The sequence below is a fragment of the Candidatus Zixiibacteriota bacterium genome, assembly GCA_034439475.1.
In the GTDB taxonomy this organism is placed as follows: domain Bacteria; phylum Zixibacteria; class MSB-5A5; order GN15; family FEB-12; genus JAWXAN01.
Genome location: JAWXAN010000042.1, coordinates 158,429 through 181,664 on the forward strand (window position 1 = coordinate 158,429; position 23,236 = coordinate 181,664).

A 23,236-nucleotide genomic window follows, 5' to 3' on the forward strand; every position below is an offset into this window, starting at 1 on the left:
TTAGATCGTAATAATTTTGATTGCGCCCACGAAATGATTTGTGGAAATATATAATTTAGAGTCAGCGGTCGCATAGTTCGAGGTTTGCACATCGACATTGTTTCCAATGCCCGATGATTTCTTGCCAAATATTTCCAATGATCCCGCAAAACTTGAACTGTGCGAGTATATCGGTAGGTCAGCCGGGGCGAATATCACGATCTCACCCATGAATCCAGAAATAATTAACCTATTCAATCCTTTCGAAAGCCTGCACCCGTGGAGCCGTATCTCAACTGATCCAAGCACGGTTGAGACCTCGACATTCTGCATATCCATCCCGGAGCAATCGACATACAAATCCCCCATGAATTTATCGAAGATTATTTTCCCGGACTCTTTGACTCGCGGAGCCTCGGAAAGTCTGGTGTTGCTCGAAAAAGGCGGAATGGAGGCGCCCGGCGAATACAGAGGCGCAATCGGGATGTTTGGCGACGATGGCTGAGGTATGTCTGGAGGTATCGGTCCTGAAAGAATACTCGGGATTGGGGTCAAAACCCCGGATTGGTTTGCAACTCTGCCGGGCATTGTCTGCTCATTTTCGAGGAAGCGCCGTTTTCGAACCATCAACCAAGCTCCGACAGATATGAATAATAGCGGCCAGAAAAAGCGATGGAGTTCGCTCAAGTCGAACCATAGAATATCAAGACTTCGGAGGAAGAGTAATCCTCCGACGAGAATGAGAATTATGCCAAAAGTAACTTTTTGTGTCATAGTAACAGATACGTAATATCGAGTGCAGAGTTACGTTTGGCAAGCTGTTATCGGCGCAAAGAGGCAGCCGATTATTCTCCGTAAAGTCTGTGATTAGCAATTCGACCATAAACGAGATAGACCACTGCTTGACATTGGCTCTTTCAGCCCATTTATTTTGCAAAAATTGATTCAGACTAGTTATCCGTATAGGAGATTTTCATGGCTCGCTCACTTACTCGCGAAACTGACCTCTCATCTAAAGAATGCCATCAACTGTTCGATCTTTGCGCAAAGATGAAAAAGAAAGAGATTGCGCCACGGCCATTGGAGAATAAATCCGTCGCCTGCATTTTCACAAAACAATCACTTCGCACCCGAATCTCATTTGAAGTCGGAATCTCCGAACTCGGGGGCTCGCCGATTTATATTACTGATGGCGAGATACAACTCGGCAAACGTGAAACTATTGCCGATGCCGCAAGGGTTTTATCCCGCTATGTCGGCCTCATTATGATTAGGACATTCGCTCAGTCCGATGTCGATGAGCTTGCAAAATATGCCTCAGTGCCGGTGATAAATGGCCTGACCGATTTATTACATCCGTGTCAGATATTTGGCGATTATTTCACCGCCATCGAGCACCTCTCCAAAAAAGAAAGATTCAGCATTGCCTATCTTGGAGACGGCAACAATATGGCCAACAGCTGGCTGAATCTTGCTTCCTTAATTCCTATAGACCTTCGCATAGGCACCGATCAGGATTGCCAGCCTGAGCCTGAGCTGGTCGCGCTTGCAAAGACCAACAGTCAAAGTAAAGTGACCATTACCGGCGATCCTAAAGAAGCCGTTGCCAATGCCGATGTTGTCTATACCGATGTTTGGGCCTCAATGGGTCAGAAACATCTGGCTGAAGAAAAAGAGAGGAAATTAAGGAAGTTTCAAGTAAATAGCTCGTTGTTGGCAGGGGCGAATCGATCGGCAATTGTTATGCACTGTCTTCCGGCTGAGAGAGGAAAAGAGATAACCGATGAGGTCATGGATGGCCCGCAATCTGTTGTCTTCGACCAGGCCGAGAACAGGCTTCATATTCAGAAGGCCATCATGGTTTTTCTGTTGCAATAGGCATCGACGCGCTATCCGGCTAATGGAGGGCACCACTTTTTGAAAGGAGTCGCTCTATGCGCGTCCGCACATTGTCCCAACTGCGGGGTTTGGCCCTTCTTATTGTCTCGGTTACCGTCATCTCAGGGTGCGGCGACGATAAGAACAACCCTATCGAAACACCCCTTGGCTTTACTGACGAAGCCGCCTATGTGGCCGTAACGGCCGAAGTCGGTCAATCGGTTGATAACCTGCTTGGGCTTATCAACGACGGATTTGAGTCAGCAACACCGACTTCAATCGAGGATCTTGATGATGTCCTGTATAACCCTCAGCCCGCTGACTCAGTAGATACCGGTGGCGGGTGGACGGTTCTCTTCCTCAGCAAACTTGCCCTCGGAACGACCACGATCAAAATTGATTCCATCCAGTATCTCGAAGGTGGCAATCCTCAGTCCAACGCAGTTGGAGCAGATGCCGTTAGCTACCGTCATATCCTCCAGCAGAATATCACCGATACAACAGTCAGCTATCGCATTGGTCAGATCCGGTCAAGCGTCGATATTACGGACTTAGACACCGATATGGCCACAGTCAATGGAACAAAATTATTTGAGTTGTCCCAGAAGAAGGTGACTGGCGCTTCAACCGAGTGGTTTGACTTTGATATGGACGTTACTGTGAGCGAACTGATGGTTAGCCGAGGCGAAGGAAATTGGAATCAAGGTTGTCCGACATCGGGTACGGTGCAGGTCAACCTCGAATATACCTACGATAACCTCGTGATTGCCCCGGTTTCGACCTCATGGACAATCGATGTTGTCTTTGATAATGGTTCAGCTACAGTTACCGTGACTCGCGGCGAACAATCAGCTAACTACGTCACAGATTTCTGCACTGTCGCAAACTAAGACAAATGTGTCAACGACTCGTAAAGCCCCGACCGCGGGGTTTTTTTATTTGTTTTTCAACTGATGAATGACAAGTTTTAAGGCAATTCTATGAAAGAAATAATCAAATACAGCGGTTGTTTTATTTGCGGTGATCTCAACAACAGCGGCGTCAAGGCTCGGTTCTATTACGACGGCGATAAGGCATTCACGGAAATCACTGCGGATATCTTATTCGAAGGATATAAGGGAATTTTTCATGGCGGTGTGATGGCCGGTCTGCTTGATGAAGTCATGGTTAAAGCTTTGTTGGCCCGAGGAATATATGTAATGACCGCTGAAATGACGACCAACTACTTGCTGCCGGTTAAAACTGGAGCTTCGTTGACTATTACCGGCAAAGTTATTGAGGAACGGGGAAGACTCTTCCTCTGCGAAGCCAACGCTGTTGGCAAAGACTCAAAAGTGTATGCGAAAGCGACCGGGAAATACCTTCGGGTCAAAAACCATCTGCACGAGCTTCTGCTACATTCAATCGATTAGCTGACGTAAACACTGTTCTGGTCACGGTCAGTTCTGTCGGATCCAAAATACTTATAGTTGAAAAGCCCTGAACTTCTACGTAGGTTGTGTAGAAATAAAAAAGCCGTTCCAAACGATGATATTGGAGACGGCTTGGAAATCTTTGAGAACTCCAGCTTGAAGCCTAAAGATGTTAGCTAAATTAACCGAGCTTCTGAATAAAGAGAGACAACCGCGATTTATTGCGGTCGGCATTCCTTTTATGTATAAGACCGCTTGCGGCGGCTTTATCAAGAATGACAGTAGCTTCGGAGAGCCTTTTTGTCGCTTCGCTCTTGTCTTTTTCGCCTCGAACTGCTTTGAGCGCCGAACGGAGGGCTGTTCGCATCGATCGATTACGAGTACGAGCCCTCTCAGAGGTCTTCATACGTTTTTTGCACGACTTATGATTTGGCAAATGGTTATCCTTTCAATTTCACACAAACTATTCAATTATAACCTACAAATATATACAGAAGTTTCGGCTTGTCAATGAGTAAACTAACCACAAAGTCATTTGCCCGTTCTGTTGGGTTGGTCTCCATCGCGACCTTTGTCTCACGTATAACCGGGCTAATTCGTGAACAGGTAATAGCTTACTATTTTGGGGCTTCCACAGCGACCGATGCCTTTTTCACGGCATTTCGGATTCCCAATCTTTTGCGAGATATGTTCGCGGAGGGAGCTCTTTCATCGGCTTTTGTGCCGGTTTTCAAGGAAAAGCTGGTAAAATCAACTGAGCCCGAGGCTTTCAGACTCGTCAATGTCGTTATGACTTTTCTCATCTTGGTCGTCGGCCTTGTTACGTTGCTCGGTATTTTGGCGTCACCGGCCATAATATTTCTCACAGCTCATGGCTTTACCAGCGACCCAATGAAATATGAACTCACCGTTTCTCTCACAAGAGTAATGTTTCCTTTTTTGCTTTTAGTTTCGGTTGGCGCCTTAGTGATGGGAATCCTAAACTCATTTGGACGGTTCGGCGTTCCGGCTTTCTCATCGGCGATGTTCAATATCGGTTCGATTGCCACATTGATTATTCTCTACGCCTTTATGGACACGCCCATCTACGCGCTCGCCATTGGCGTTCTTGTCGGGGGATTTGCCCAGCTTGTTATACAACTGCCTCAGTTACATAAGATTGGTTTCAGGCCCCGCTTTCGACTTGAGTTTTTTAACGAAGACCTCAGAAAGATTCTGCGCCTGTTCACGCCGATAGTGATAGGGCTCTCAGCAGGCAGAATAAACATCCTTGTGAGTACATTGTTGGCCTCGTTTCTTATTGAAGGCTCTATCTCTTATTTGAACTATTCCTTTCGCCTCATGCATTTTCCACTCGGCGTCTTTGCAGTAGCCCTTGGGACAGTAGCGCTTCCCCGACTCACAGAGCTTGTCGTCAATGGTAAAATCACAGAACTCGCGGACTCGTTTGAGAAGACCATCAATGTGAATATGCTTTTGATTATCCCATCGACTGTCTTTCTGGCAATCATGGGCCGCGATTTGGTCACTCTTATTTATCAATGGGGAGCGTTTACGGAGACGGCAGTTGATGGCACGGCGCTTACACTTCTTCACTATTCCTACGGCCTGATAGGCTTTGCGGCGGTCCGAGTGACGGTTCCGATCTTTTACGCATTGGGCGACTCAAAATTGCCGATGATCGTCTCGGTTATTTCAGTTGGTGTCAATTTAGCATTATATTACCCACTTATCCGTATACTGGACTTCGCCGGACTCGCCGCCGCTACTTCGCTGGCCGCTCTGCTGAATTTCGGTTTGCTACTGTATCTGCTCCCTCGCAAAGGCGTCCCTGTCCCGGTTGAGCGGCTCATGGTTGAATGGCTCAAAATATTGCTTGCCTCACTTCTGGCTTTCTATATCGCAAACCTGATTCCAGTCGATCAATTTGTTCACTCATCAGTTCTCGTTGAAAGAATGGCAAATCTGTTTATCCCGATGTTTGTTGCTCTGCTTCTATTCGTCGGCCTTGGCGCTGCATTAAAAATACATTCGCTTAATAGTCTCGCCCAGCGAATCATAAAACTCAAACGGTAGACGGAAAATGAAATGCTGAGGAAGTTTCCCACTCTTTTCCCTTTGGTGATGCTCGTGCTGGGTATTACCCTGGCGGACAGCATCAGCCTTTCGGCGTGGACATACCTCTTGTTTGGACTTATTGGCCTAGTCGGCGCCTTGATTTTCTTTACGAAGGATTTACAAACGGCTTCTATATTCTTTTTTGCCTTTGCGCTCTGTTTTTGGGCGGGTTCATATTACACGGTGCGGGTTGTCGATCACGGACCGAATAATATCAGCGCCGTGATAAATGCCAAAGAAATCGTTCATATTTCGGGTAAAATTGTTGAGTGGCCTGACATGAAAGCAAACCGGACAGAATTGACAATCGAAATCGACTCGGTTGCTTCTAAAAGCAGCGTGCGTGTCAACGGCCGCATTTTGCTTAAAGTTGCCGATACGACAACGGCGCTCCAGCGGGGGGACCGGGTACATTTCTTCGGGCGTATCTATCCGGTAAGTTCAAGAGAGGTAAAGACAGGTTTTAATTATGGCCGTTTTCTAAGGCTTAAAGGAATATCTGGCACGGTCTATCTTTCCAGCATCTTGAACGTTAAACTTGAGCGCAGGTCACAGAGCGGTTATTTTGCGGCAATAGATAAACTGCGAAACGGTACCCTCAATACATTCCAATCAACCTTGTCACCGCAAGCCGCAGCGCTTGCATCGGGTTTTCTTATTGGTCATACCCGCGATATTTCCCAAGACGTCTATACGCTTTTCAGGGAGACTGGTACTTTGCATTTGTTGGCGGTCTCCGGATCGAATGTAGCCTTGGTACTTCTTTTTTTCATGCTTATCATGCGTCCGTTTCCGATAAAACCCATCAAGCGAGGCATCGTTCTGCTTATTGTGCTGCTTCTCTTCACCTTTGTTTCATACAGCGAACCGTCGGTCGTGCGAGCGTCGGTTATGGCCGCTCTGGTTATTATCGCAAGGCTCATGGGGAGAAAAGTAAGTCTCACCAACATTATTGCCTTGGCCGCACTTATTATTCTGGTCTATGATCCGGGCCAACTATTTGATATTGGCTTCCAGCTTTCTTTTGTAACAGCGTGGGGACTTATACTACTCGTACCGCCTATAATTGAGGTTTTGGGCAAATCCAAGCAGCGTGGACAGGCACTCTGGTTCCGGTTCCTGATGATTCCGCTTATTGTTTCGTTGGTCGCGCAAATCTGCTCGGCTCCATTGATAGCCTTTTATTTTGGTGCCGTTCCGCTAATCTCGATTGCCGCAAATATTTTTCTCGTGCCGCTCGTTTCATTGGCTGTAATCGGCTCACTGGTTGTCATTGTCGCTTTTCTTGCCTGGCCGGGATTGGGTTTGTTTCTTGGCAGTCTGGTTAATGCTCTTCTGGTTTTCGGGCTGTATCTCCTAAATATGTTTGGACATGAGCACCTCCCAATGCTACGGTTTGGCGGTGAGAACGAAAGTATCTTCGGAATTACAGCCTTCGCTCTTTTATATCTTTTCATTGTCCTCACAGTTTTCTCGTTGGGCAAAAAGTCCATTCGCCGCTACGCAGTTATCGTGTTGTTCGTGCTTCTGAATACATTATTTGTACCGGCGGTTATGAGCGCCAAACGGCATCAGTTGGATATTATCGCCGTGACAACCCTCCAATCAGGATTGGCTGTCATGACAGGCAGGGAAGGAGCCGGCACAGCCGATCTATACCTTACCGGAATCGTAGCACGGGATTATCTTCAGGATGAACGGATTCTTCTACCGCTTATTACTGCAGAAAAGTTTTCAGCCTTGAAAAATCTATTTGTTGTGACCGCCGGCTTTGGCGGCATCGACGATGTTATCCGTCTGGCCAACAAGACATCAACAGAAGCGCTCTGGTTTCCAAATGATCTTCAAGCAAGCGTAACCGATATTCTTACCCGAGATTTCTTCTCTGCGAATCAATTCAACATTCAGTATTATTCTCGAGGCCCCTTGAGTCAGCCTGTCAACTCTGTCGGGCATTTTCCTGGCTTATTAGGGGTCATTCGAAATGACAGCATTTCATTGCTGATTGTGACGCATAAACTTACGCCGGAGCATTTTCAGGTGGTCTTGCCGAAAAAACAAACAATTCTTGTCATCGGCTCAGGCTCTCGGTTGTCGGCTGACGAGTGGATAGCCCTCCACGAACTCGGCTATGACCTTCTGATTTGTTCAATGATTGAACAGAGTGAGTTCTCGACATCCGACGCATTGTCAGTCAGTGTTGACAATGAGCCTCCGCAGTATGTGATTGATATGCGTCGTCGGGGCTCAATCACCTTTCGAGCGCATTCCCAAGCAGGCTATATAATTCGCTGACATCTAAACGGTCTTTTCGCTTAAGGAATATGTCTTTTCGCCCGATACTTAATTCGAGTAACTCGGAATGGACTAAGTATGTAAAAATCTGGCCGAATGGAACTAAACGATGAGCCTATCCGGAAATCTTAAGACAGTCGCTTTCCCCGACATTCTTCAATTGCTGGCGACGGGCAAGAAAACAGGTATTCTTGAATGCAGAACCAATACCCGACAGAAGGAAGTCGCATTCAAGGATGGCAACATCACCTACGCATCAAGCGTCAACAGCAGTGAAGATCTGCTGGGGCAAATGCTTCTCAAACGCGGGCGCATTTCAAAGACGGATTTGGAGCGCGCGATTCTCTTACATAAGCAGACCGGTCGCCAGTTGGGCACGACGCTCATGGATATGAATCTCTTCGAAAAGCAGGAAGTCGGAGAGTGCTTAAAGCTTCAGATCGAAGAAACAGTCTATAACTTATTTTCGTGGAGAGAAGGAGACTTCATCTTTCATGAAGGAGCGTCTCCAAAGAATGCCCAGTTTTTCATTGAGCTGAGCACGATGACTGTCATTATGGAAGGCACCCGCCGAATAGATGAGTGGCTTGAGATTCAAAAGGTGCTCCCGCCAGACGAATCCTTGCTTCGTCTATCATCATCTCCTAAAACGCATTCGGATGAAGTTGTGCTGACTCTCGATGAATTCCGAATGTTGGCTCTCATAAACGGCGAACGCACGATGACTGAGCTCATCGACCACTCGTCAATGGGCGAGTTTGTGACCTGCCGCGCCTTGTACAAGCTTATTGTCGATAACCTCGTAGAGGTGGTAGGGCGTCGCGAGACAGTTGCAGAAGTCCATCACGAGGATGAAGAGGAAGTTATACTTGCGGTTGTTTTCCAGCTTTACAGCAACTGCTTTTTCCAAATCAGATCGCATGTCCAGGAAATGTTCGGAGAGCATAACTCAGGCTTCTCGAATTTCGCAAGTCAATATCGCAGCGGGATTCTGAATTTCTTTACGGGTGTCGATCCACAGTCAGACCTCATGCCGCCTTTCGAAAAATTTCTTACCGCAGTGCGAACAATACCTCAAGCGATACGATTCTATACCGTCATGTCTTCGCTTGATCGCATGCTTTGCGAGCAACTGGTGTTTGTATACCAAACGCTTGGCGAGGGAGCGTTCAAAAACGCTGTGAGCGATGTCAAGAAAGAGATTGCCGACCCGCTCACTTTGCGACGCGATGCTGTCAAACGGTTCAATCTTGAGGATAGTTTCTATACGAGTATAAAACGCGCGGATAAAGTAGTAAAATTAGTGAGAGGTTAATGATGAAACAGATTATTCTTTTGACAATTTCGGTAATCGCAATTTCAGCAGAGCAAGCCAGCTCGGCTAATATTGCGGCCATTATTCAGCCCCCGGCTTTTCTTAGTCTGTTCATTCTGGTCGCGGCCGCTGCCTGTGCTGTCGTCTGTTTCCAGGTTGTCCAGTTGGTCCGGGGCGGACATCTGAGCAAGAGCTGGCAGATTTTCCTTGGCGGGTTCATTGTTCTGGCGCTCAGCCAATTCTTTACTCTGTGCAACAATCTCGAACTTTTCACTACTCCAGGTTGGATTGTGCCCGTTCTTTTGCTGGCAATGAGCGGGCTGTTCTTTTACGGGCTCTTTGAATTGCGTCGGATTTTAGAGTAGAAGGTTATTAAAGTTGACACAACCAATTGGACGGTTTATCATTGCCAGTTCAGATGCGACGAGGTTTCGCTAAGGCAGTGTTTGGAAAGACATTACATAGTATTGAAGTATGATAGATTCGACTTACATTGACGTGCGAATAGAGAAGTGCCAGAAAATTCTGGAAACAGACCCGAATTCCCAAATTTTTGCGGCTTTGGCAGAAGCGTATCGGAAAAAAGGGGAATTCGAGAAGGCCTTTCGCATTTGTCAGAGTGGATTGCGAATTCATCCTTCATATGGTTCAGCGCACTTGGTCATGGCAAAAATTAATTTAGACAGAGGCTTGTACGACTGGGCTGAAGCTGAGATAAATAAAGCTATCGCAATCGATGGCAACAGCCGGGTTATCGAGCTCCTGTTGGCGGAAATATACATCTATAGGGGCGAGTTCGATGCCGCGATTAAACTTCTTCGACGACTTCATCAGTCTGATCCGAATAATGATCAGATAAAGAAACTGTTGGAGATTGCCCTCAAGATTCCTTCGGAACTGGACGTCGGCATGAGTGGGTCGGGTACAGGCCGCCAAAAGATATCCAAAGCAGTAATTGAAAAGGCGGTCAATGTTGAAGCTGCCTCGGCTCCATCTCTGACAGCCCATCAGGTTGTCAGCCGCGCAGTCGCTATACCGGATATCCAGGCCGCACTATTTATTAACCCTGACGGACTGCCCGGAGACTCTGAATGGTCAATTCCTCTTGATCCCACTGTCTGTGCGGCGTCAATTGCCGAACTTGACCGCTTCCTGACTCAAGAGCGAGTCAGAATCCTCTTTGGCGCGGGCAAGACTATTATGTTAGAATCTATAGGGCCATTGCTGTATATGGTCCATGTAAATGGCGGATCTTTTCTGTTTGCCTGCGATAAGAAAATAAACCTGGGCACACTTCGTACAAAGATTGCCGCCCTTACCGATGGCTATGTGTCCTGATGACAAAGGAGCGAGTGTGAGAACGACTGCGAAAACATCCAGTGAAAGTAGACGATTGCTGACGCTTTTTTCATTGGTGTTGCTTATAGTGCCGATGATAGTATTTCCAGACCAGTTCGGAATGGATCTGGCGAGATTTTCGATGCCCGTAGTTGTCCTCGAATTCATTTACTTTGGGATGGCGAGCTTTTTTCTCAACCATAAATTGTCGTCATTTGAAGTCTTCAAAACAGCCGTTTACTGTTTTATGTACCGAACCGGACTCGGTGTAATTCTTGGGCTTCTTATTGCTCTGACGTATTCCTTGTCCATAGGTAATGCCATGACGCTCGCTCTGTGGAGTTATCTCCCGGCGATGTTTCTGCATATTGCTTCGACTCCCTTTGTCATGAAGCAAAGCATCGCTGATCTCTATCGAACAAACCGTGTCCGTCCAATGGTCGATCCGGTTATCGCAGAGTCAAATTATTCTCCGCGTCCTGGCGCATCGGTTTCAAGACCGGCACATGCGCCGTCCTCAATGCCGATATCCTCCGGCCATGTCCCGGTCTACCTTAAAGACGAAGCGCGATCTCAGACATCATGGACTTCGCCATCAAGCCAGCTGAAAGCCAATGTCGAGCCGAACGGTTTTGAGCGCGCCACCCGGTATATCGGAGAGCATGGCTCAGTACTTCTCGCGGCGGTCGTTGATAACGAAGGCTTACTCCTCTCCAATTTTACACGCGGAAATATGAAAGCCGATGACTGGTCCCCATTGTCGCTTGTGCTCTTTGATTCAAGTGCCCAGGTTTTGTGCAAAGGAGATTTCGAGAGCGAGAGACTTGAGAAAGTTGATTTGATTTTTAAGGATAAACGATTAATCGCCGCTCGCGATCGCAATTTTACGCTTCTTGTCATTGCCGAGCGGTATGGTGATGACGTGCTTAATATTCGCACTCACCAAGGAATGGAAATTATAAGCAAATATCTCAACGAGCGATATAGATCGTCAGAAGAGATAAACGCGGAGAATGAATATGTATCAAGTGCTCAGTGAATTGAACAAAACGCCTGGTATCACCGGATCGATGGTGGTCGGTAACGACGGCATTCTTATTGCCGCAGACCTCGAAGCCGGTCTTGAAGGAGAGACCGTGGGCGCCTTGGCGGCGTCGATAACCGCAAGTATCCAAAAGTCACTGGATCGTTTGCACATTAGTCCCCTGTCACAGGTGACTATAGAGACCGAAGACGCCAAGCTCTTTTTTACCGATGCCGGACTGGGCATTTTGGTGGTGACGGCTCAAAAAGAGGTCAACATTGGACTTATACGGCTCGAAATAAAGCATGCTATCAACAGACTGAAGGTAGCCTGTTAACAACTCGTTAACGATACAGGGTAAAGAACTATGGTATCAATAAATTATTCAGCGCGAGAAGTCTGCTGCAAGATTGTCTACTATGGACCCGGATTGTCAGGTAAGACGACAAATCTGCAGTATATTCACGCCAAAGTACCCCAGACCACACGCGGGAAACTTATATCGCTTGCAACCGAAGCCGACCGGACCCTCTATTTTGATTTTCTGCCAATCAATATAGGCACGATCAATGGTTTCAACGCGAAATTCCAATTATATACCGTGCCAGGACAAGTGTATTACAACGCCACGCGTAAGTTGGTGTTAAGAGGTGTCGACGGACTTGTTTTCGTGGCTGACAGTCAGCCGGGCAAAATGGATGAAAATATCGAGTCCCTGACAAACCTCGAGGAAAACCTTTGCGAGTACGGCTACAATCTTGATGAACTTCCGATGGTCATCCAATACAACAAACGAGATTTACCGGGAGTTCTCTCAGTCGAAGAGCTGAACGAACGTCTGAACGTACGTGGCCGTCCGACGTACGAAGCGTCTGCGACAATCGGAAATGGCGTGTTCGATACACTCAAACTGATTATCAAGCTGGTGCTTGATAAGGCAAAGCAAACGAGTGTGCGCTCGGCGCCGGCATCTATGGTCACCGCTGCTGAACGTCCGTCGCCTGAGAGAGTATCGGCAGACTATCCCACACCCACGCGAACCGAAGTGAGTCCTGCCGCACCTGCGGCGTATGCCGCTGAGCCGGCCGGTAAACCTGCCCCGGAACCATTTCGGCCATATCCCGGCATGGGTCAGACTGGAAAAGTTGAGAGAACAACTGGGTCTGGGGTTGCTGTAGCCCGGAGACCTGAATCCTCTACAGTCTCAGCGATTGGAGACAAGCGAATAAATGAGAGTGCTCAAGACAGTGGCGCCGGTTTTGGAGGAAAAACTTCTCCACATATGGCGCCGTCCTTACGCCGTCGCAACGAAGTGAAAAAGCGCGGCTTCTTAAAAAAATTGTTTGGTATTAAATAGCAAGTCTGGAGGCATACGTGGCTGACGATAGTTTGATAATTTACGAAGAGGAGATCACGAAAATCGATGCTCTTCTCAACAAAATGCTCAAGGGAGCCGATGCAAAATGCGCGCTTCTTGTTGACAAGGACGGATATCTTATAACCCGACAGGGGTTCACACATTCGCTTGACACGACCGCCCTGGCTGCATTGCTGGCTGGATCATTTGCGTCGACCAAGGAAATCGCCCGTCTCGTGGGTGAAGCGGAATTCTCGGTCTTATTTCATCAAGGTAAGAAAGACCATATCCACATGTCGATTGTTGGCGAGCGTTCGATTCTCGTGGTCATTTTTGATGACCGGACTACAATCGGTATGGTGAGACTCTATGCCAAGGAATCCGCCATCGAGCTTGGCAAGGTTTTCCAGGATGTCTCGACCAAGAGCAAACCGCAGGAACTTTCGAAGGACTTCGGGGATATTGCTCAAACCAAGTTGGATGATATTTTTCAGGATTAGCCAATGCCAGTGATTTTTATCTGAAAAAGCATATCTCGGCACCATGACACTTTGATTGCGGAATAAATAACTATGTCTGCTGAACTCAGCGCAATGCTCGTCCAAGCCGGTAAAATAACGCCGGAACAAGGGGAGAAAGCGCTTTCCATATCCAAAGAAAAGAAAGAAAAGTTCGAGACTATTCTTGTTCAGCTCGGCGCGGTTACCAGCGAAGAGGAGATATCAACTTTTATCGGTAAGCATCTCAAAATAGGCGCTCTCAGATTAGGCGATGTCGAACTCAACCCTGACATTGTCAAACTTATTCCGTTAGATATTGCCCGCAAATTCAAAGTCATCGCTATCTCCAAAATCAACAAGACCCTTCTTGTTGCGGTCAGTGATCCGAATAATATCTACGTTCTCGACGCCATAAAGTTTATAACCGGATGTACCATTCAGCCGGTCATATCTCCGGAAAAGGCAATCGAGAAAGCGATTGACGCCTACTATTCTGATAAGGGCGGATTATCTGAAATAGTGAGGGGAATGGAAGAAGACGGCGGACTCGAGGTTCTCGAATCTGAGTCCGGACCAACCGATACCGATCTACTCTCCGCGATTCAGGATAAGCCGCTTGTCAAACTGGTCGATTCAATCATTGGCGATGCCATCCGCATGGGAGCCTCTGATATTCATTTTGAAATGTATGAAAAGCGAATCCGCGTGCGGTACAGAATAGATGGCGATCTTGAGGAGATGGCACCTCTTCCGTTTAAATACCGTGCGGCGATTGTTTCGCGCATAAAGATCATGGCCGAGCTTGATATTTCCGAGCGGCGTCTGCCGCAGGATGGTCGTATCAAAGTCAAGATTTCAGGTCGAACGGTTGATCTCCGCGTATCATCACTGCCGACCATTTTTGGCGAAAAAGTGGTGATGCGAATTCTCGATCCTATGGCGCTGAAAGTCGATATGACCAAGCTTGGATTCCGCGTTGAGGACCTTTCAAAATTTGAAGACAAAATACGCCTTCCGTACGGAATCATTTTGGTTACCGGACCGACAGGATCAGGAAAGACCACCACGCTCTATTCGGCATTGCAGCAGCTCAATACGGTAGATGTCAATATCATGACTGCCGAAGACCCTGTGGAGTTTAACTTTGAAGGTATAAATCAGGTTGCCGTTAAATCAGAAATAGGGCTGACGTTTGCAGCGGCTCTACGCTCGTTCTTGCGGCAGGATCCGGACATCATAATGCTTGGAGAGATTCGTGACAGCGAAACGGCTGAGATTGCAATCAAAGCCGCGTTGACCGGGCATTTGGTCTTCTCCACGCTTCACACCAATGATGCCCCGTCGTCGGTGACTCGTCTCATTGATATGGGAACGCCCTACTATCTGGTTGCGTCGGCGACCAAACTCATTATGGCTCAACGGATGACTCGCAAAATCTGTCAGAACTGCAAGGAGGAGGTCAATCTTACTCAGGAGCAGGTTGACAGTCTCAAGATTCCCGCGGATGTGAAGAGAAATATTCGATCCTTCAAAGGAATGGGTTGTAAGGACTGTAATAACACAGGTAAGGCCGGGCGAATTGGTATCTATGAGGTTATGCCTATCACAGCAGCGATTGAGGCCGCGATATTATCCAAGGCATCTGACACTGAGCTACGTAAAATAGCTATGGATGAAGGTATGTTTAGTTTGCGTATGTCCGCTGTTGATAAAATGAAACAGGGGATAATCAGTCTTGATGAAGTCTTTGCCGTGACCGCTGGCAATTAGTCTTTTTTCGGCGATGAAACGTCGCTCATAATCCATCGTTTACCCTATTTCTTCCGGCCCTTTTCACGTCAAGAATTCACTCTAATTACCGATATAATGCATAGACAGCCATTCGGCACGATTATGAAATATTAAACGTGTAGTGGAGATATGCATGAGTTCATTGCGTGAATTATTGGAACAGATGGTAAAGATGGGCGCTTCGGACCTGCATTTGACCACAGGCTCGCCACCCGTCCTCCGTGTTGATGGAAAACTTCAGCGCCTGAAGCTTGATATACTTACCCCTGAGCAGACTCGAAAAATCGCTTATTCAATGCTCAATGAGAAGCAGAAACTCAAATTTGAGCAAACTTGGGAGCTCGATTTTTCGTTTGGAATTGAAGCGCTGAGCCGGTTTCGCGCAAATATGTTTATGCAGAGAGGAAATGTCGCCGTTGCGCTGCGGCAAATTCCCTATAAAATAAAGACATTTGAGGAACTCGGTCTGCCTAAAGTCATCGCGGAATTTGCTTCTCTTCCTCGGGGCTTAATTCTTGTCACCGGCCCGACCGGATCAGGAAAGTCATCGACGCTCGCGGCGATAATAGACAAGATAAATCGTGAGCGCGCAGTTCATATCATCACTATCGAAGACCCAATCGAATATCTGCACCGCCATCAGATGGCATTGGTAAACCAGCGCGAGGTCTACTCGGATACTAACTCCTTCTCGACCGCTCTGAAATATGCGCTCCGTGAAGATCCCGATGTTGTTCTTGTTGGTGAAATGCGCGACTTGGAAACCATTGAAGCAGCGCTATCCATCTCCGAGACCGGACACTTGGCTTTCGCGACGTTACATACCAACTCATGCGCTGAAACCATCAATCGAATTGTGGACGTCTTTCCGACCAACCAACAGGAACAGATTCGCATTGGCCTCTCATTTACCCTGCAGGCGGTTGTCTCACAGATATTGATACCGCGAATCAGCGGGGGACGGGTAATGGCTATGGAAATCATGGTTGTCACACCGGCTATCCGGGCAATCATTCGAGACGACAAGGTTCATCAATTGTATTCGATGATTCAAGCCGGACAGAAATTTGGTATGAAGACAATGAATCAGTCGCTAGGTGAATTGTATCAAGGCGGGAAAATAACAATAAACGACGCAATGAGTTATTCCTCAAATACACAGGAGCTTTCGGAAATGCTCCAGCGTCAAAAAACCCCGGCTTATTCCTGAGCTCTACGATAAGAAAGGATTTGCGCGATGCCAGTATTTGAATACAAGGGTAAGACGCTCGCGGGAGCGACAGTTCATGGCCAAATGAAGGCTAACACCAAGGCCGACCTTGAACGCGTACTCAGACAAAACCGTATATTGGTTTCTTCGATTAACAAGAAAGCCGCCGAGATACAAATAAAATTCGGCACAGGTATCAAGCGAATTGAAATCTCGCGCTTCACGCGTCAGTTTGCGACCATGATCGGAGCCGGACTTCCGATGGTACAGTGTCTCGATATTCTCTCCCAGCAGAGTGAGAATAAGGAGATGGCCAAAATTGTCACCCAGGTTAAAGAGTCGGTTCAGGGGGGAGCGACGCTTTCAGATGCAATGTCACGTCATCCCAAAATCTTTGACCAGCTCTATACCAATATGGTCGAAGCCGGAGAGGTTGGCGGCGCGCTTGACACCATCCTGATACGACTTGCAGTCTATCGCGAAAAAGCTGACCAGCTCATTCGAAAAGTAAAGAGCGCGATGGTTTATCCAAGCGTGATCGTGATTGTTGCGGCTGGCGTCACGTTCGGTATGTTGACCTTCATCGTCCCGGTTTTCGCCAAAATGTTTGCAGGCGTAGGCGCGGGATTACCAGGGCCTACGATGGTCGTGCTTGCAATTTCGAATTTTCTTCAAAACAATATCGTGTACATATTTCTTGGCCTGATTGCCACCTCAGCTCTTTTCGTCTGGTGGAAGAAATCCCCTTCCGGGGCATTGACATTTGATCAGATTTTGCTTGCGACTCCGATCTTCGGCACGCTGGTAAGAAAATCATCGGTAGCCCGGTTCACCCGAACGCTGAGCACACTTCTCTCATCGGGCGTCTCGATTCTTGAAGCCTTGGAAATTACGGCAAAGACGGCCGGCAACCTTGTGGTCGCAAAAGCCATTAACAAATCGGTCCTTGCCATCGCTGAAGGTGACACCATAACAGGTCCACTCAAAGAGACCGGTGTATTTCCTCCCATGGTCATTCAGATGATAGGTGTCGGCGAAAAGACGGGTGGTCTCGATGACATGCTGAGTAAAATTGCCGATTTCTACGACGAAGAAGTCAATGAGGCTGTAACAGCGCTGACGTCGATTATCGAACCTGTGATTATTGTTTTTATGGGTGTTGTCATTGGCGGTATCCTTATCGCGATGTATCTCCCGATGTTCGACATCATCGGAAAGATTTAGGCACGACGCCAAGACAGCTATTTATCATGAAAAGTTATCGACCGGTAATCTGAAAAAGGCTGATGAGACGGCGCCCTAATAGGCGCCGTTTACTCGTATGCAAGCAGAAGAACGGTTAAAGCGTTTAGGTTGGTTTCTCCCGCTCCGGCTTGCCTCCTATGTCATAATCATGGCAGTGGTGGTAGTCTGGATGCGCTATCCGACTTTTCTCCAGCCCCTCATTATTCTGTATTCTCTACTCACCCTCGGTTTCACTTTTACCATTGCATCTCAACGTAGACTCAAACTTGACAGTCTTACCCAGGCGCTGGTTGCGCTCCAGTTCATATTTGAAATATCCATAGAATCCGGCATCATCTACGCGACAGGAAACGTCAATTCCCCGTTTTCTGGTCTATTCATTCTTACCATCGTCTCCGCCGCCTTGGCCTATCGCCTGATCGGAACGCTGGTCATTGCCTCATTTGTTTCGTTCGCATATGCATTCATTGTAAAGTTCGGCTATGATCAAGTCGGTTCCGTCGCGTTCTCCTTTGATTCAATAGCATCATTTCTATCCATACCGGAACAGGTCCTGTACTCGATATTTCTGCATGTTCTGATATTTTTTCTGATCGCCTTTATTTCGGGTTATCTTGCCGAGCGTTTGAGCAAGCAGGACAAAAGACTCGCCGATGCCTCAAGAGCGCTTAAACGAGCTCAACTTGAGACTGACGATATTTTACGCCACCTAAATTCTGGACTGCTTACGCTCGATGCTCAAGGTTATCTCATTTATTTCAATCGAGCAGCAGAGCGGATACTGGGCTACTCTGAGGCGACCGTAAAAGGCCTGCTTTGTAGCGAAGTATTTGCCGAGCGCATGCCATACCTTTCGACAGCTTTGCTTGATGGCCTTCATTCCCACCTTGGTTATCCGCGAAAAGAAGTTGAGATAATTGACAATGAAGGCAAGGTTGTACCCCTAGGATTGTCAACATCCGTACTGCTCGAAGAAAACGGTAGCCTACGTGGAGTCATTGCCATCTTCTCTGATCTTACCGAAGCCAAAGAAATGGAGAACAAAGTTCGTGCCGCCGATCGAATGGCTGCCATAGGAGAACTTTCGGCCTCGATAGCCCATGAGATAAGAAATCCGCTTGCAGCGATCTCAGGATCGGTTGAAGTCCTAAATCAAGAACTTCGCCTCAGCGGAGATAACGGCCGGCTTATGGACCTGATTGTCAAAGAATCGCACCGGCTCGGCAAGATTCTCAGCGAATTTCTTACCTATGCCCGTATCGACCGGCCCGTCTACCGCAAGGTAGAATTGTGCCACATTATAAGCGATGTCATCGAACTGGTTCGTCACCATGATTCATATCGTCCGAATATTACTATGTCGCTCAACAGTCAGGAATCGACTGTTTATGTGTTCAGCGATGAAGACCTTATCAAACATCTCTTGATAAATTTAGCGCTCAATGCCTGCGAGTCGTTCGAAGGCGTCGAAGGCAAAGTCACATTTGTTGTATCACTGCACCCATCGGGTTCAATTGTGGATCTCTGCGTACAAGACGACGGCCCCGGAATCCCTGAGCATATCCATGACAAAGTATTTCAGCCATTTTTCTCCACCAAAAAAGAAGGAACAGGTCTTGGATTGGCAATTGTCCATAGAATCGCGTCATCGCTGAGGCTTCAGATAGGCCTCGAGTCCTCTTATCAAAATGGGACTTCCTTCATGATCCATTTCCAAGGATACCCAACTGGGAAGACAGATAATCCGCGAGAGCAATACCGCGAGAAAGCCAATTTGCTTCCTGTTGGTCGATAGGATTCTACTTTTACCTTGCTTTTCTGAATATCCTGCGTAATTTATTTGCCGTCGCTTCACCGATTAGGGAGCGGCGGTATAAGTATGAATAAAAACACACGTCTAAGTCGTCTTCTTTATGCCGGTTCTGTAATTACAGCGCTTTTGTGTGCCGTCTGCGGAAGCCCCCCTCCGCCGATTTCTTTTGAAAGTACTCTGGATTCAACTTTTGTTGTCGCTCGAGCGGCAAATGATGTTGTTGTCACCAATCAAGATGTGTTTGCCGCACTGAAAAGAAGTGAATTGGTTTCTAACGGAGGAACCGTCGAAGCCTCGGAAATTCAGGCCATGCTCGACAGTGTTATCCTTGATACCCTCGCCGGTCTCGATGTGATCTCGGTCGACCTTATACGGCACTATCACGACTACCGCCTCTTTCAGCAGTCGTACTACGACAAATTAATCGACGCCTTTTGGGAGGAAGTCGTGAATAAAAAAGTCACGGCCGATTCTTCCGAAGCCATTCAATTCTATCACGAGCACAAAGAGTTGTTCAGTGTGAAAGAACAAGTAGATCTCTATCATATTCTTGTCTCTTGGCTTGGCTTTGCCACTGGCCCTGATTCATTGACATACCGAACAATGACAAGAGAACAGTTGGAGGCTGAAGCCAAAGAACTTGCATTCAGAATGCACCGCCTTATTGATTCCGGCGAGTATTTCGAAAATGTTGCCTATACCCTCTCGCATGATATCTCATCGCGTGAAAAAGGCGGCCATATCGGCTGGACGGGAAGAGGAGTCTACCTTGATCCTTTTGATTCTGTAGCCTTTTTACTCAAAGAAGGAGAGCATTCGCTTCCCTATCAGGATGCGGACGGCTGGCATTTAATTAAAGTTGCGAGTTATTTGCCTGAGGGGCCTGTTCCGATAGATTCGCCGCAGGTGTATGAGTCTGCGCGATTGTCACTGTTGACTACCAAGGCCAATATTATTAGCGACTCTATTATCGATAGTCTGAGGCTGGAAGTAAACGTCGCGCCCAATCCGGCCATTCTTGACACAAACATTTATTTCGTCCATGACACCGTCTGGGCCGGAGTCGTAAATGGCGTTGACACCATAGACTCTCGTCGAATGAAGGAGCTTGAAGAAAATTTCCGCGCACGACACGGGGTCGATAATACTGATTCCACAATTAAGAAAGAGATGCTTGCATTTGCCGCCGAAAGATGGCTTTTGGTTCAAGTCGCAAGATCGCATGGTATCGATACACTGCCATATATGAAGGAACGTTGGAAAAGTCTCTGGCATCATCGAAGCAAAGCAGTTGTGATGCGCCGCGCCACGGATCCGGACTGGTCTCCCAGCGAAGCTCAGATAGAAAAACATTACAAAGACAATCTCTCACGTTTCGTTTATGATAAGCCTTTGACTTTTGATCTATTAACCGTCAACGATTCAACGATGGCTGCGTTCTTTCGCGAACAGCTTCTCACGGGTCTTGAATTTTCCGACTTAGTTGAGGAGTATGGAAAGCAGCCAGAGATAACTCTAACCGTAGAACATGTCGCAAATGTTGGCCAAGAGGACATTCCCAGAGAAGTTTATAATGCCGCCCTGCAGTCAAGAATCGGCACAGTCTCGCGTCCGTTCAAGTCGAACAAGGGCCATCATTTATTAAAGCTCATCGAGCATAATCAATCCCGCACGTTCATGGAAGCCAAAGGAACTCTTCTCTCAGAATTGCAGAGACAGCACCGAAGCGAAGTTTGGCAGAAATACCGTGATGATCTCTTCCGCCGATATTCCGTAACATTCCCCGGACAACTGACCGGTTCCATGGCAATGGAGCCCCGTTGGACACGACTACCGCGCGAGAGATAGCTGTGGCGAAGACCTCCGCGCCGAAACAGATAAGCTTTCAACAAGAGCTCATCCGTAAAACTTTTCATTTGGGCGCTCTAATTGTCCCGGCAAGCTACTATCTACTCGGCCTTTCCAAACTTCAGATGCTCGCTATGATGATCCCGGTCTTTCTTGGCATGTTCATAATCGACGTCTCCCGTCTTCGTAACTGGTGGTTGTGGCGTGTGATATGCTCCAAATTCATTGGCCAGCTGATTCGCCGCCATGAAAGGAAAGGGGATTTTATCGGGGCGACCTATATTCTTCTTTCGACTTGTTGCACCATCGCTTTATATAGCATGCCCATAGCCGTTGCCGCGCTGTCATTTATAATTGTTGGGGATGCCTTTGCGGCAATAATTGGACGAAAGTTCGGCAGGCATTGGTTTGGGAGGAAGTCCCTTGAAGGCTCGCTCGCATGCCTCGCCGGAACCATAATTGTGGCCGTGTGCGCCCCTGAACTGCCATTTGCGGTAGCTCTAATTGGAGCTGCGACCGCGACAATAGTGGAAGCTTTTTCCGTAAAAGTCGATGACAACATCACGGTTCCGATCGCATCGGGACTGATTATGACAATTTTTAATAAAATTTTCACAAATCTATAATATTTTTACCGCAATCCATCTTTAGATCTGCGTATAATACATCGAAAGTGCGACCACGAAACTGCGCAATTTTGACGGAGGTAGAATGTCAAAGGGTAAAGTTAAGTACTTTAATGAGCACAAGGGATGGGGAATTATCGCGGGTGATGGCTCAGACCAGGATGTCTATGTCCATTACACAGCGATAAACATGGAAGGGTACCGAACGCTTAAAGAAGGACAGGAAGTATTTTTCGAACTGGCCGGCTCTGACGGGGGTCCAAAAGCCCAGAATGTCATTCTGGCAAATTAAGAGGTAGAAAAAGAAAGAAAATCAGGGAAGTCCGCCTATGGCGGACTTTTTTTATGCCCAAGGCCAAAGTTATTCCGGTAACGTCTGCGAAAGAAATCACGGTTCGAAACCGAAACTATCACGTATATTGGCCCTAATATGAAAATTATAGACCTTCGCTCCGATACCGTAACCAGACCGTCCGATGCCATGCGGCAGGCAATAGCCAATGCCGTTGTCGGCGATGACGTTTTTGGCGATGACCCGACCGTCATTGAACTCGAAAATCAGACAGCAAAGCTCTTTGGCAGCGAAGCCGCGCTGTATGTTCCATCAGGCACGATGGGCAATCAAATCTGCCTGAAAGTCCATACCCGACACAGGGGAGAAGAGCTCCTGTGTGATCGGGAATGCCATGTTGTGAACTACGAAGTTGCCGGGCCGGTGGTACATGCCGGGCTTTTGGTTAATCTCATTCAGACCGATAGGGGGATGATTACCGCCGAAATGGTCCGCGAGAATGTCCGGATAAAAAGCCTGCATTCACCCGAGACGCGAATTGTTGCGCTGGAAAACACCCATAACCGGCATGGCGGGACTGTCCTGCCGCAGGATGAAATCCTTAAAGTCCGCGAAGTCTGCGATGAATTCGGACTTGCCTTCCATCTTGATGGCGCGCGTATTTGGAATGCCCATATTGCAACCGAGATTCCACTGGCAGAACTTGCCCGGCCGTTTGATTCAATATCTGTTTGTCTCTCCAAAGGACTTGGGGCGCCGGTCGGCTCGCTGATTGTGAGCAGTCGTGAGTTTGTGGAGAAATGCCGCCGTGAGAGAAAACTGTTTGGCGGAGGAATGCGCCAGGCCGGCATTTTGGCCGCCGCTGGACTGTACGCGCTGAAAAATAACCTAACACGGCTTGCCGATGACCACACCAATGCCCGTTACCTTGCGACCGAATTGAATGCGCTGGGACTTTTTGCGATCGATATGAGCCGGGTGGAGACAAACATAATCGTGGCCAAACTCAATTCCGGAATGACACCAGAGAGCGTTATTGCCAAACTCAAATCCGCCGGGGTGCTCGCGGTTCCGTTTGGCCGGGACAAAATCCGCATGGTCACACACTTGGATGTCACACGCGAGGACTGCCAAGCGGCCGTCGAGCGGATAAAGAAGTTGCTTGTAAAAGAGCAGACGGTAGGGTAGAGGGAGA

At 47.7% G+C, this 23,236-nt stretch carries 21 protein-coding genes and 1 pseudogene; 20 read left to right on the top strand and 2 right to left on the bottom strand.

All coding sequences use genetic code 11. The annotated features are described in order from the left end of the window. Positions 1 to 753: a cell wall-active antibiotics response protein LiaF gene (gene liaF / locus SGI97_06315; GenBank protein ID MDZ4723500.1), complete on the bottom strand. Its 753-nt coding sequence runs from the start codon at positions 751 to 753 to the stop codon at positions 1 to 3. 201 nt (positions 754 to 954) lie between these two features. Here liaF and argF point away from each other — a divergent pair, with 201 nt between their 5' ends. The 3 genes from argF to SGI97_06330 all read left to right on the top strand — a co-directional run bounded on the left by argF (position 955) and on the right by SGI97_06330 (position 3,269). Further along, positions 955 to 1,857: an ornithine carbamoyltransferase gene (gene argF, locus SGI97_06320; protein MDZ4723501.1), complete on the top strand. Its 903-nt coding sequence runs from the start codon at positions 955 to 957 to the stop codon at positions 1,855 to 1,857. A 56-nt stretch (positions 1,858 to 1,913) separates the two neighbouring features. Then, positions 1,914 to 2,747 carry a hypothetical protein gene (locus SGI97_06325; protein ID MDZ4723502.1) on the top strand — a complete coding sequence of 278 codons (834 nt, stop codon included), beginning with the start codon at positions 1,914 to 1,916 and terminating at the stop codon, positions 2,745 to 2,747. A gap of 90 nt (positions 2,748 to 2,837) precedes the next feature. Next, positions 2,838 to 3,269, top strand: coding sequence for a PaaI family thioesterase (locus tag SGI97_06330; protein ID MDZ4723503.1), 432 nt, complete (start codon positions 2,838 to 2,840; stop codon positions 3,267 to 3,269). A 181-nt stretch (positions 3,270 to 3,450) separates the two neighbouring features. On the opposite strand, the gene rpsT is transcribed toward SGI97_06330, so the two are convergent. Beyond that, a complete protein-coding gene (gene rpsT, locus SGI97_06335) occupies positions 3,451 to 3,705 on the bottom strand; it encodes a 30S ribosomal protein S20 (protein ID MDZ4723504.1) in 255 nt (84 codons plus the stop codon). A gap of 74 nt (positions 3,706 to 3,779) precedes the next feature. Between rpsT and murJ the strand changes: the two genes are divergently transcribed. The 17 genes and pseudogenes from murJ (at position 3,780) to SGI97_06420 (ending at position 23,229) form a co-directional block, all read left to right on the top strand. Beyond that, entirely contained in the window at positions 3,780 to 5,345 is a 1,566-nt protein-coding gene (murJ, locus tag SGI97_06340; GenBank protein MDZ4723505.1) for a murein biosynthesis integral membrane protein MurJ, read from the top strand. Positions 5,346 to 5,357: 12 nt separating this feature from the next. Then, positions 5,358 to 7,682, top strand: a complete 2,325-nt coding sequence (locus SGI97_06345) for a ComEC/Rec2 family competence protein (GenBank protein MDZ4723506.1) — start codon at positions 5,358 to 5,360, stop codon at positions 7,680 to 7,682. A 109-nt stretch (positions 7,683 to 7,791) separates the two neighbouring features. Then, the gene (locus tag SGI97_06350) at positions 7,792 to 8,997 is read left to right on the top strand and encodes a DUF4388 domain-containing protein (GenBank protein MDZ4723507.1); all 1,206 of its coding nucleotides are present in this window, start codon (positions 7,792 to 7,794) and stop codon (positions 8,995 to 8,997) included. Next, complete coding sequence (locus SGI97_06355; GenBank protein MDZ4723508.1) at positions 8,997 to 9,362, top strand: hypothetical protein; 366 nt, start codon at positions 8,997 to 8,999, stop codon at positions 9,360 to 9,362. Before SGI97_06350 ends, SGI97_06355 begins: the two co-directional genes overlap by 1 nt. Before the next feature lie 109 nt (positions 9,363 to 9,471). Beyond that, positions 9,472 to 10,335, top strand: a complete 864-nt coding sequence (locus tag SGI97_06360; protein MDZ4723509.1) for a tetratricopeptide repeat protein — start codon at positions 9,472 to 9,474, stop codon at positions 10,333 to 10,335. A 16-nt stretch (positions 10,336 to 10,351) separates the two neighbouring features. Further along, positions 10,352 to 11,374 (top strand): hypothetical protein, encoded by a 1,023-nt coding sequence (locus SGI97_06365; protein MDZ4723510.1) that lies wholly within the window; start codon positions 10,352 to 10,354, stop codon positions 11,372 to 11,374. After that, complete coding sequence (locus SGI97_06370; GenBank protein ID MDZ4723511.1) at positions 11,355 to 11,696, top strand: roadblock/LC7 domain-containing protein; 342 nt, start codon at positions 11,355 to 11,357, stop codon at positions 11,694 to 11,696. Before SGI97_06365 ends, SGI97_06370 begins: the two co-directional genes overlap by 20 nt. Positions 11,697 to 11,726: 30 nt before the next feature. Further along, a pseudogene (locus SGI97_06375) lies at positions 11,727 to 12,305 on the top strand (ADP-ribosylation factor-like protein). Positions 12,306 to 12,733: 428 nt separating this feature from the next. Next, a complete protein-coding gene (locus SGI97_06380; GenBank protein ID MDZ4723512.1) occupies positions 12,734 to 13,216 on the top strand; it encodes a roadblock/LC7 domain-containing protein in 483 nt (160 codons plus the stop codon). A gap of 72 nt (positions 13,217 to 13,288) precedes the next feature. After that, positions 13,289 to 14,986: a type IV-A pilus assembly ATPase PilB gene (pilB, locus tag SGI97_06385; GenBank protein MDZ4723513.1), complete on the top strand. Its 1,698-nt coding sequence runs from the start codon at positions 13,289 to 13,291 to the stop codon at positions 14,984 to 14,986. 154 nt (positions 14,987 to 15,140) lie between these two features. Beyond that, a complete protein-coding gene (locus tag SGI97_06390) occupies positions 15,141 to 16,217 on the top strand; it encodes a type IV pilus twitching motility protein PilT (protein ID MDZ4723514.1) in 1,077 nt (358 codons plus the stop codon). A gap of 27 nt (positions 16,218 to 16,244) precedes the next feature. Next, on the top strand, positions 16,245 to 17,441 hold the full coding sequence (locus tag SGI97_06395; protein ID MDZ4723515.1) for a type II secretion system F family protein: 1,197 nt from the start codon (positions 16,245 to 16,247) through the stop codon (positions 17,439 to 17,441). 97 nt (positions 17,442 to 17,538) lie between these two features. Beyond that, positions 17,539 to 19,257 carry an ATP-binding protein gene (locus SGI97_06400; GenBank protein MDZ4723516.1) on the top strand — a complete coding sequence of 573 codons (1,719 nt, stop codon included), beginning with the start codon at positions 17,539 to 17,541 and terminating at the stop codon, positions 19,255 to 19,257. A gap of 84 nt (positions 19,258 to 19,341) precedes the next feature. Then, positions 19,342 to 21,123 (top strand): peptidylprolyl isomerase, encoded by a 1,782-nt coding sequence (locus tag SGI97_06405; GenBank protein MDZ4723517.1) that lies wholly within the window; start codon positions 19,342 to 19,344, stop codon positions 21,121 to 21,123. Between the two features lie 2 nt (positions 21,124 to 21,125). Continuing rightward, positions 21,126 to 21,749, top strand: coding sequence for a hypothetical protein (locus SGI97_06410; protein ID MDZ4723518.1), 624 nt, complete (start codon positions 21,126 to 21,128; stop codon positions 21,747 to 21,749). Between the two features lie 85 nt (positions 21,750 to 21,834). Beyond that, a complete protein-coding gene (locus tag SGI97_06415) occupies positions 21,835 to 22,041 on the top strand; it encodes a cold shock domain-containing protein (protein MDZ4723519.1) in 207 nt (68 codons plus the stop codon). A 138-nt stretch (positions 22,042 to 22,179) separates the two neighbouring features. Next, entirely contained in the window at positions 22,180 to 23,229 is a 1,050-nt protein-coding gene (locus tag SGI97_06420; protein ID MDZ4723520.1) for a GntG family PLP-dependent aldolase, read from the top strand. Positions 23,230 to 23,236 lie beyond the last annotated feature (7 nt).

Bases quoted from the DNA above. Each gene is read 5' to 3' on its own strand.
- liaF (MDZ4723500.1), bottom strand. From the start codon at position 753: ATGACACAAAAAGTTACTTTTGGCATAATTCTCATTCTCGTCGGAGGA.
- argF (MDZ4723501.1), top strand. From the start codon at position 955: ATGGCTCGCTCACTTACTCGCGAAACTGACCTCTCATCTAAAGAATGC.
- SGI97_06325 (MDZ4723502.1), top strand. From the start codon at position 1,914: ATGCGCGTCCGCACATTGTCCCAACTGCGGGGTTTGGCCCTTCTTATT.
- SGI97_06330 (MDZ4723503.1), top strand. From the start codon at position 2,838: ATGAAAGAAATAATCAAATACAGCGGTTGTTTTATTTGCGGTGATCTC.
- murJ (MDZ4723505.1), top strand. From the start codon at position 3,780: ATGAGTAAACTAACCACAAAGTCATTTGCCCGTTCTGTTGGGTTGGTC.
- SGI97_06345 (MDZ4723506.1), top strand. From the start codon at position 5,358: ATGCTGAGGAAGTTTCCCACTCTTTTCCCTTTGGTGATGCTCGTGCTG.
- SGI97_06350 (MDZ4723507.1), top strand. From the start codon at position 7,792: ATGAGCCTATCCGGAAATCTTAAGACAGTCGCTTTCCCCGACATTCTT.
- SGI97_06355 (MDZ4723508.1), top strand. From the start codon at position 8,997: ATGATGAAACAGATTATTCTTTTGACAATTTCGGTAATCGCAATTTCA.
- SGI97_06360 (MDZ4723509.1), top strand. From the start codon at position 9,472: ATGATAGATTCGACTTACATTGACGTGCGAATAGAGAAGTGCCAGAAA.
- SGI97_06370 (MDZ4723511.1), top strand. From the start codon at position 11,355: ATGTATCAAGTGCTCAGTGAATTGAACAAAACGCCTGGTATCACCGGA.
- pilB (MDZ4723513.1), top strand. From the start codon at position 13,289: ATGTCTGCTGAACTCAGCGCAATGCTCGTCCAAGCCGGTAAAATAACG.
- SGI97_06390 (MDZ4723514.1), top strand. From the start codon at position 15,141: ATGAGTTCATTGCGTGAATTATTGGAACAGATGGTAAAGATGGGCGCT.
- SGI97_06395 (MDZ4723515.1), top strand. From the start codon at position 16,245: ATGCCAGTATTTGAATACAAGGGTAAGACGCTCGCGGGAGCGACAGTT.
- SGI97_06400 (MDZ4723516.1), top strand. From the start codon at position 17,539: ATGCAAGCAGAAGAACGGTTAAAGCGTTTAGGTTGGTTTCTCCCGCTC.
- SGI97_06405 (MDZ4723517.1), top strand. From the start codon at position 19,342: ATGAATAAAAACACACGTCTAAGTCGTCTTCTTTATGCCGGTTCTGTA.
- SGI97_06415 (MDZ4723519.1), top strand. From the start codon at position 21,835: ATGTCAAAGGGTAAAGTTAAGTACTTTAATGAGCACAAGGGATGGGGA.
- SGI97_06420 (MDZ4723520.1), top strand. From the start codon at position 22,180: ATGAAAATTATAGACCTTCGCTCCGATACCGTAACCAGACCGTCCGAT.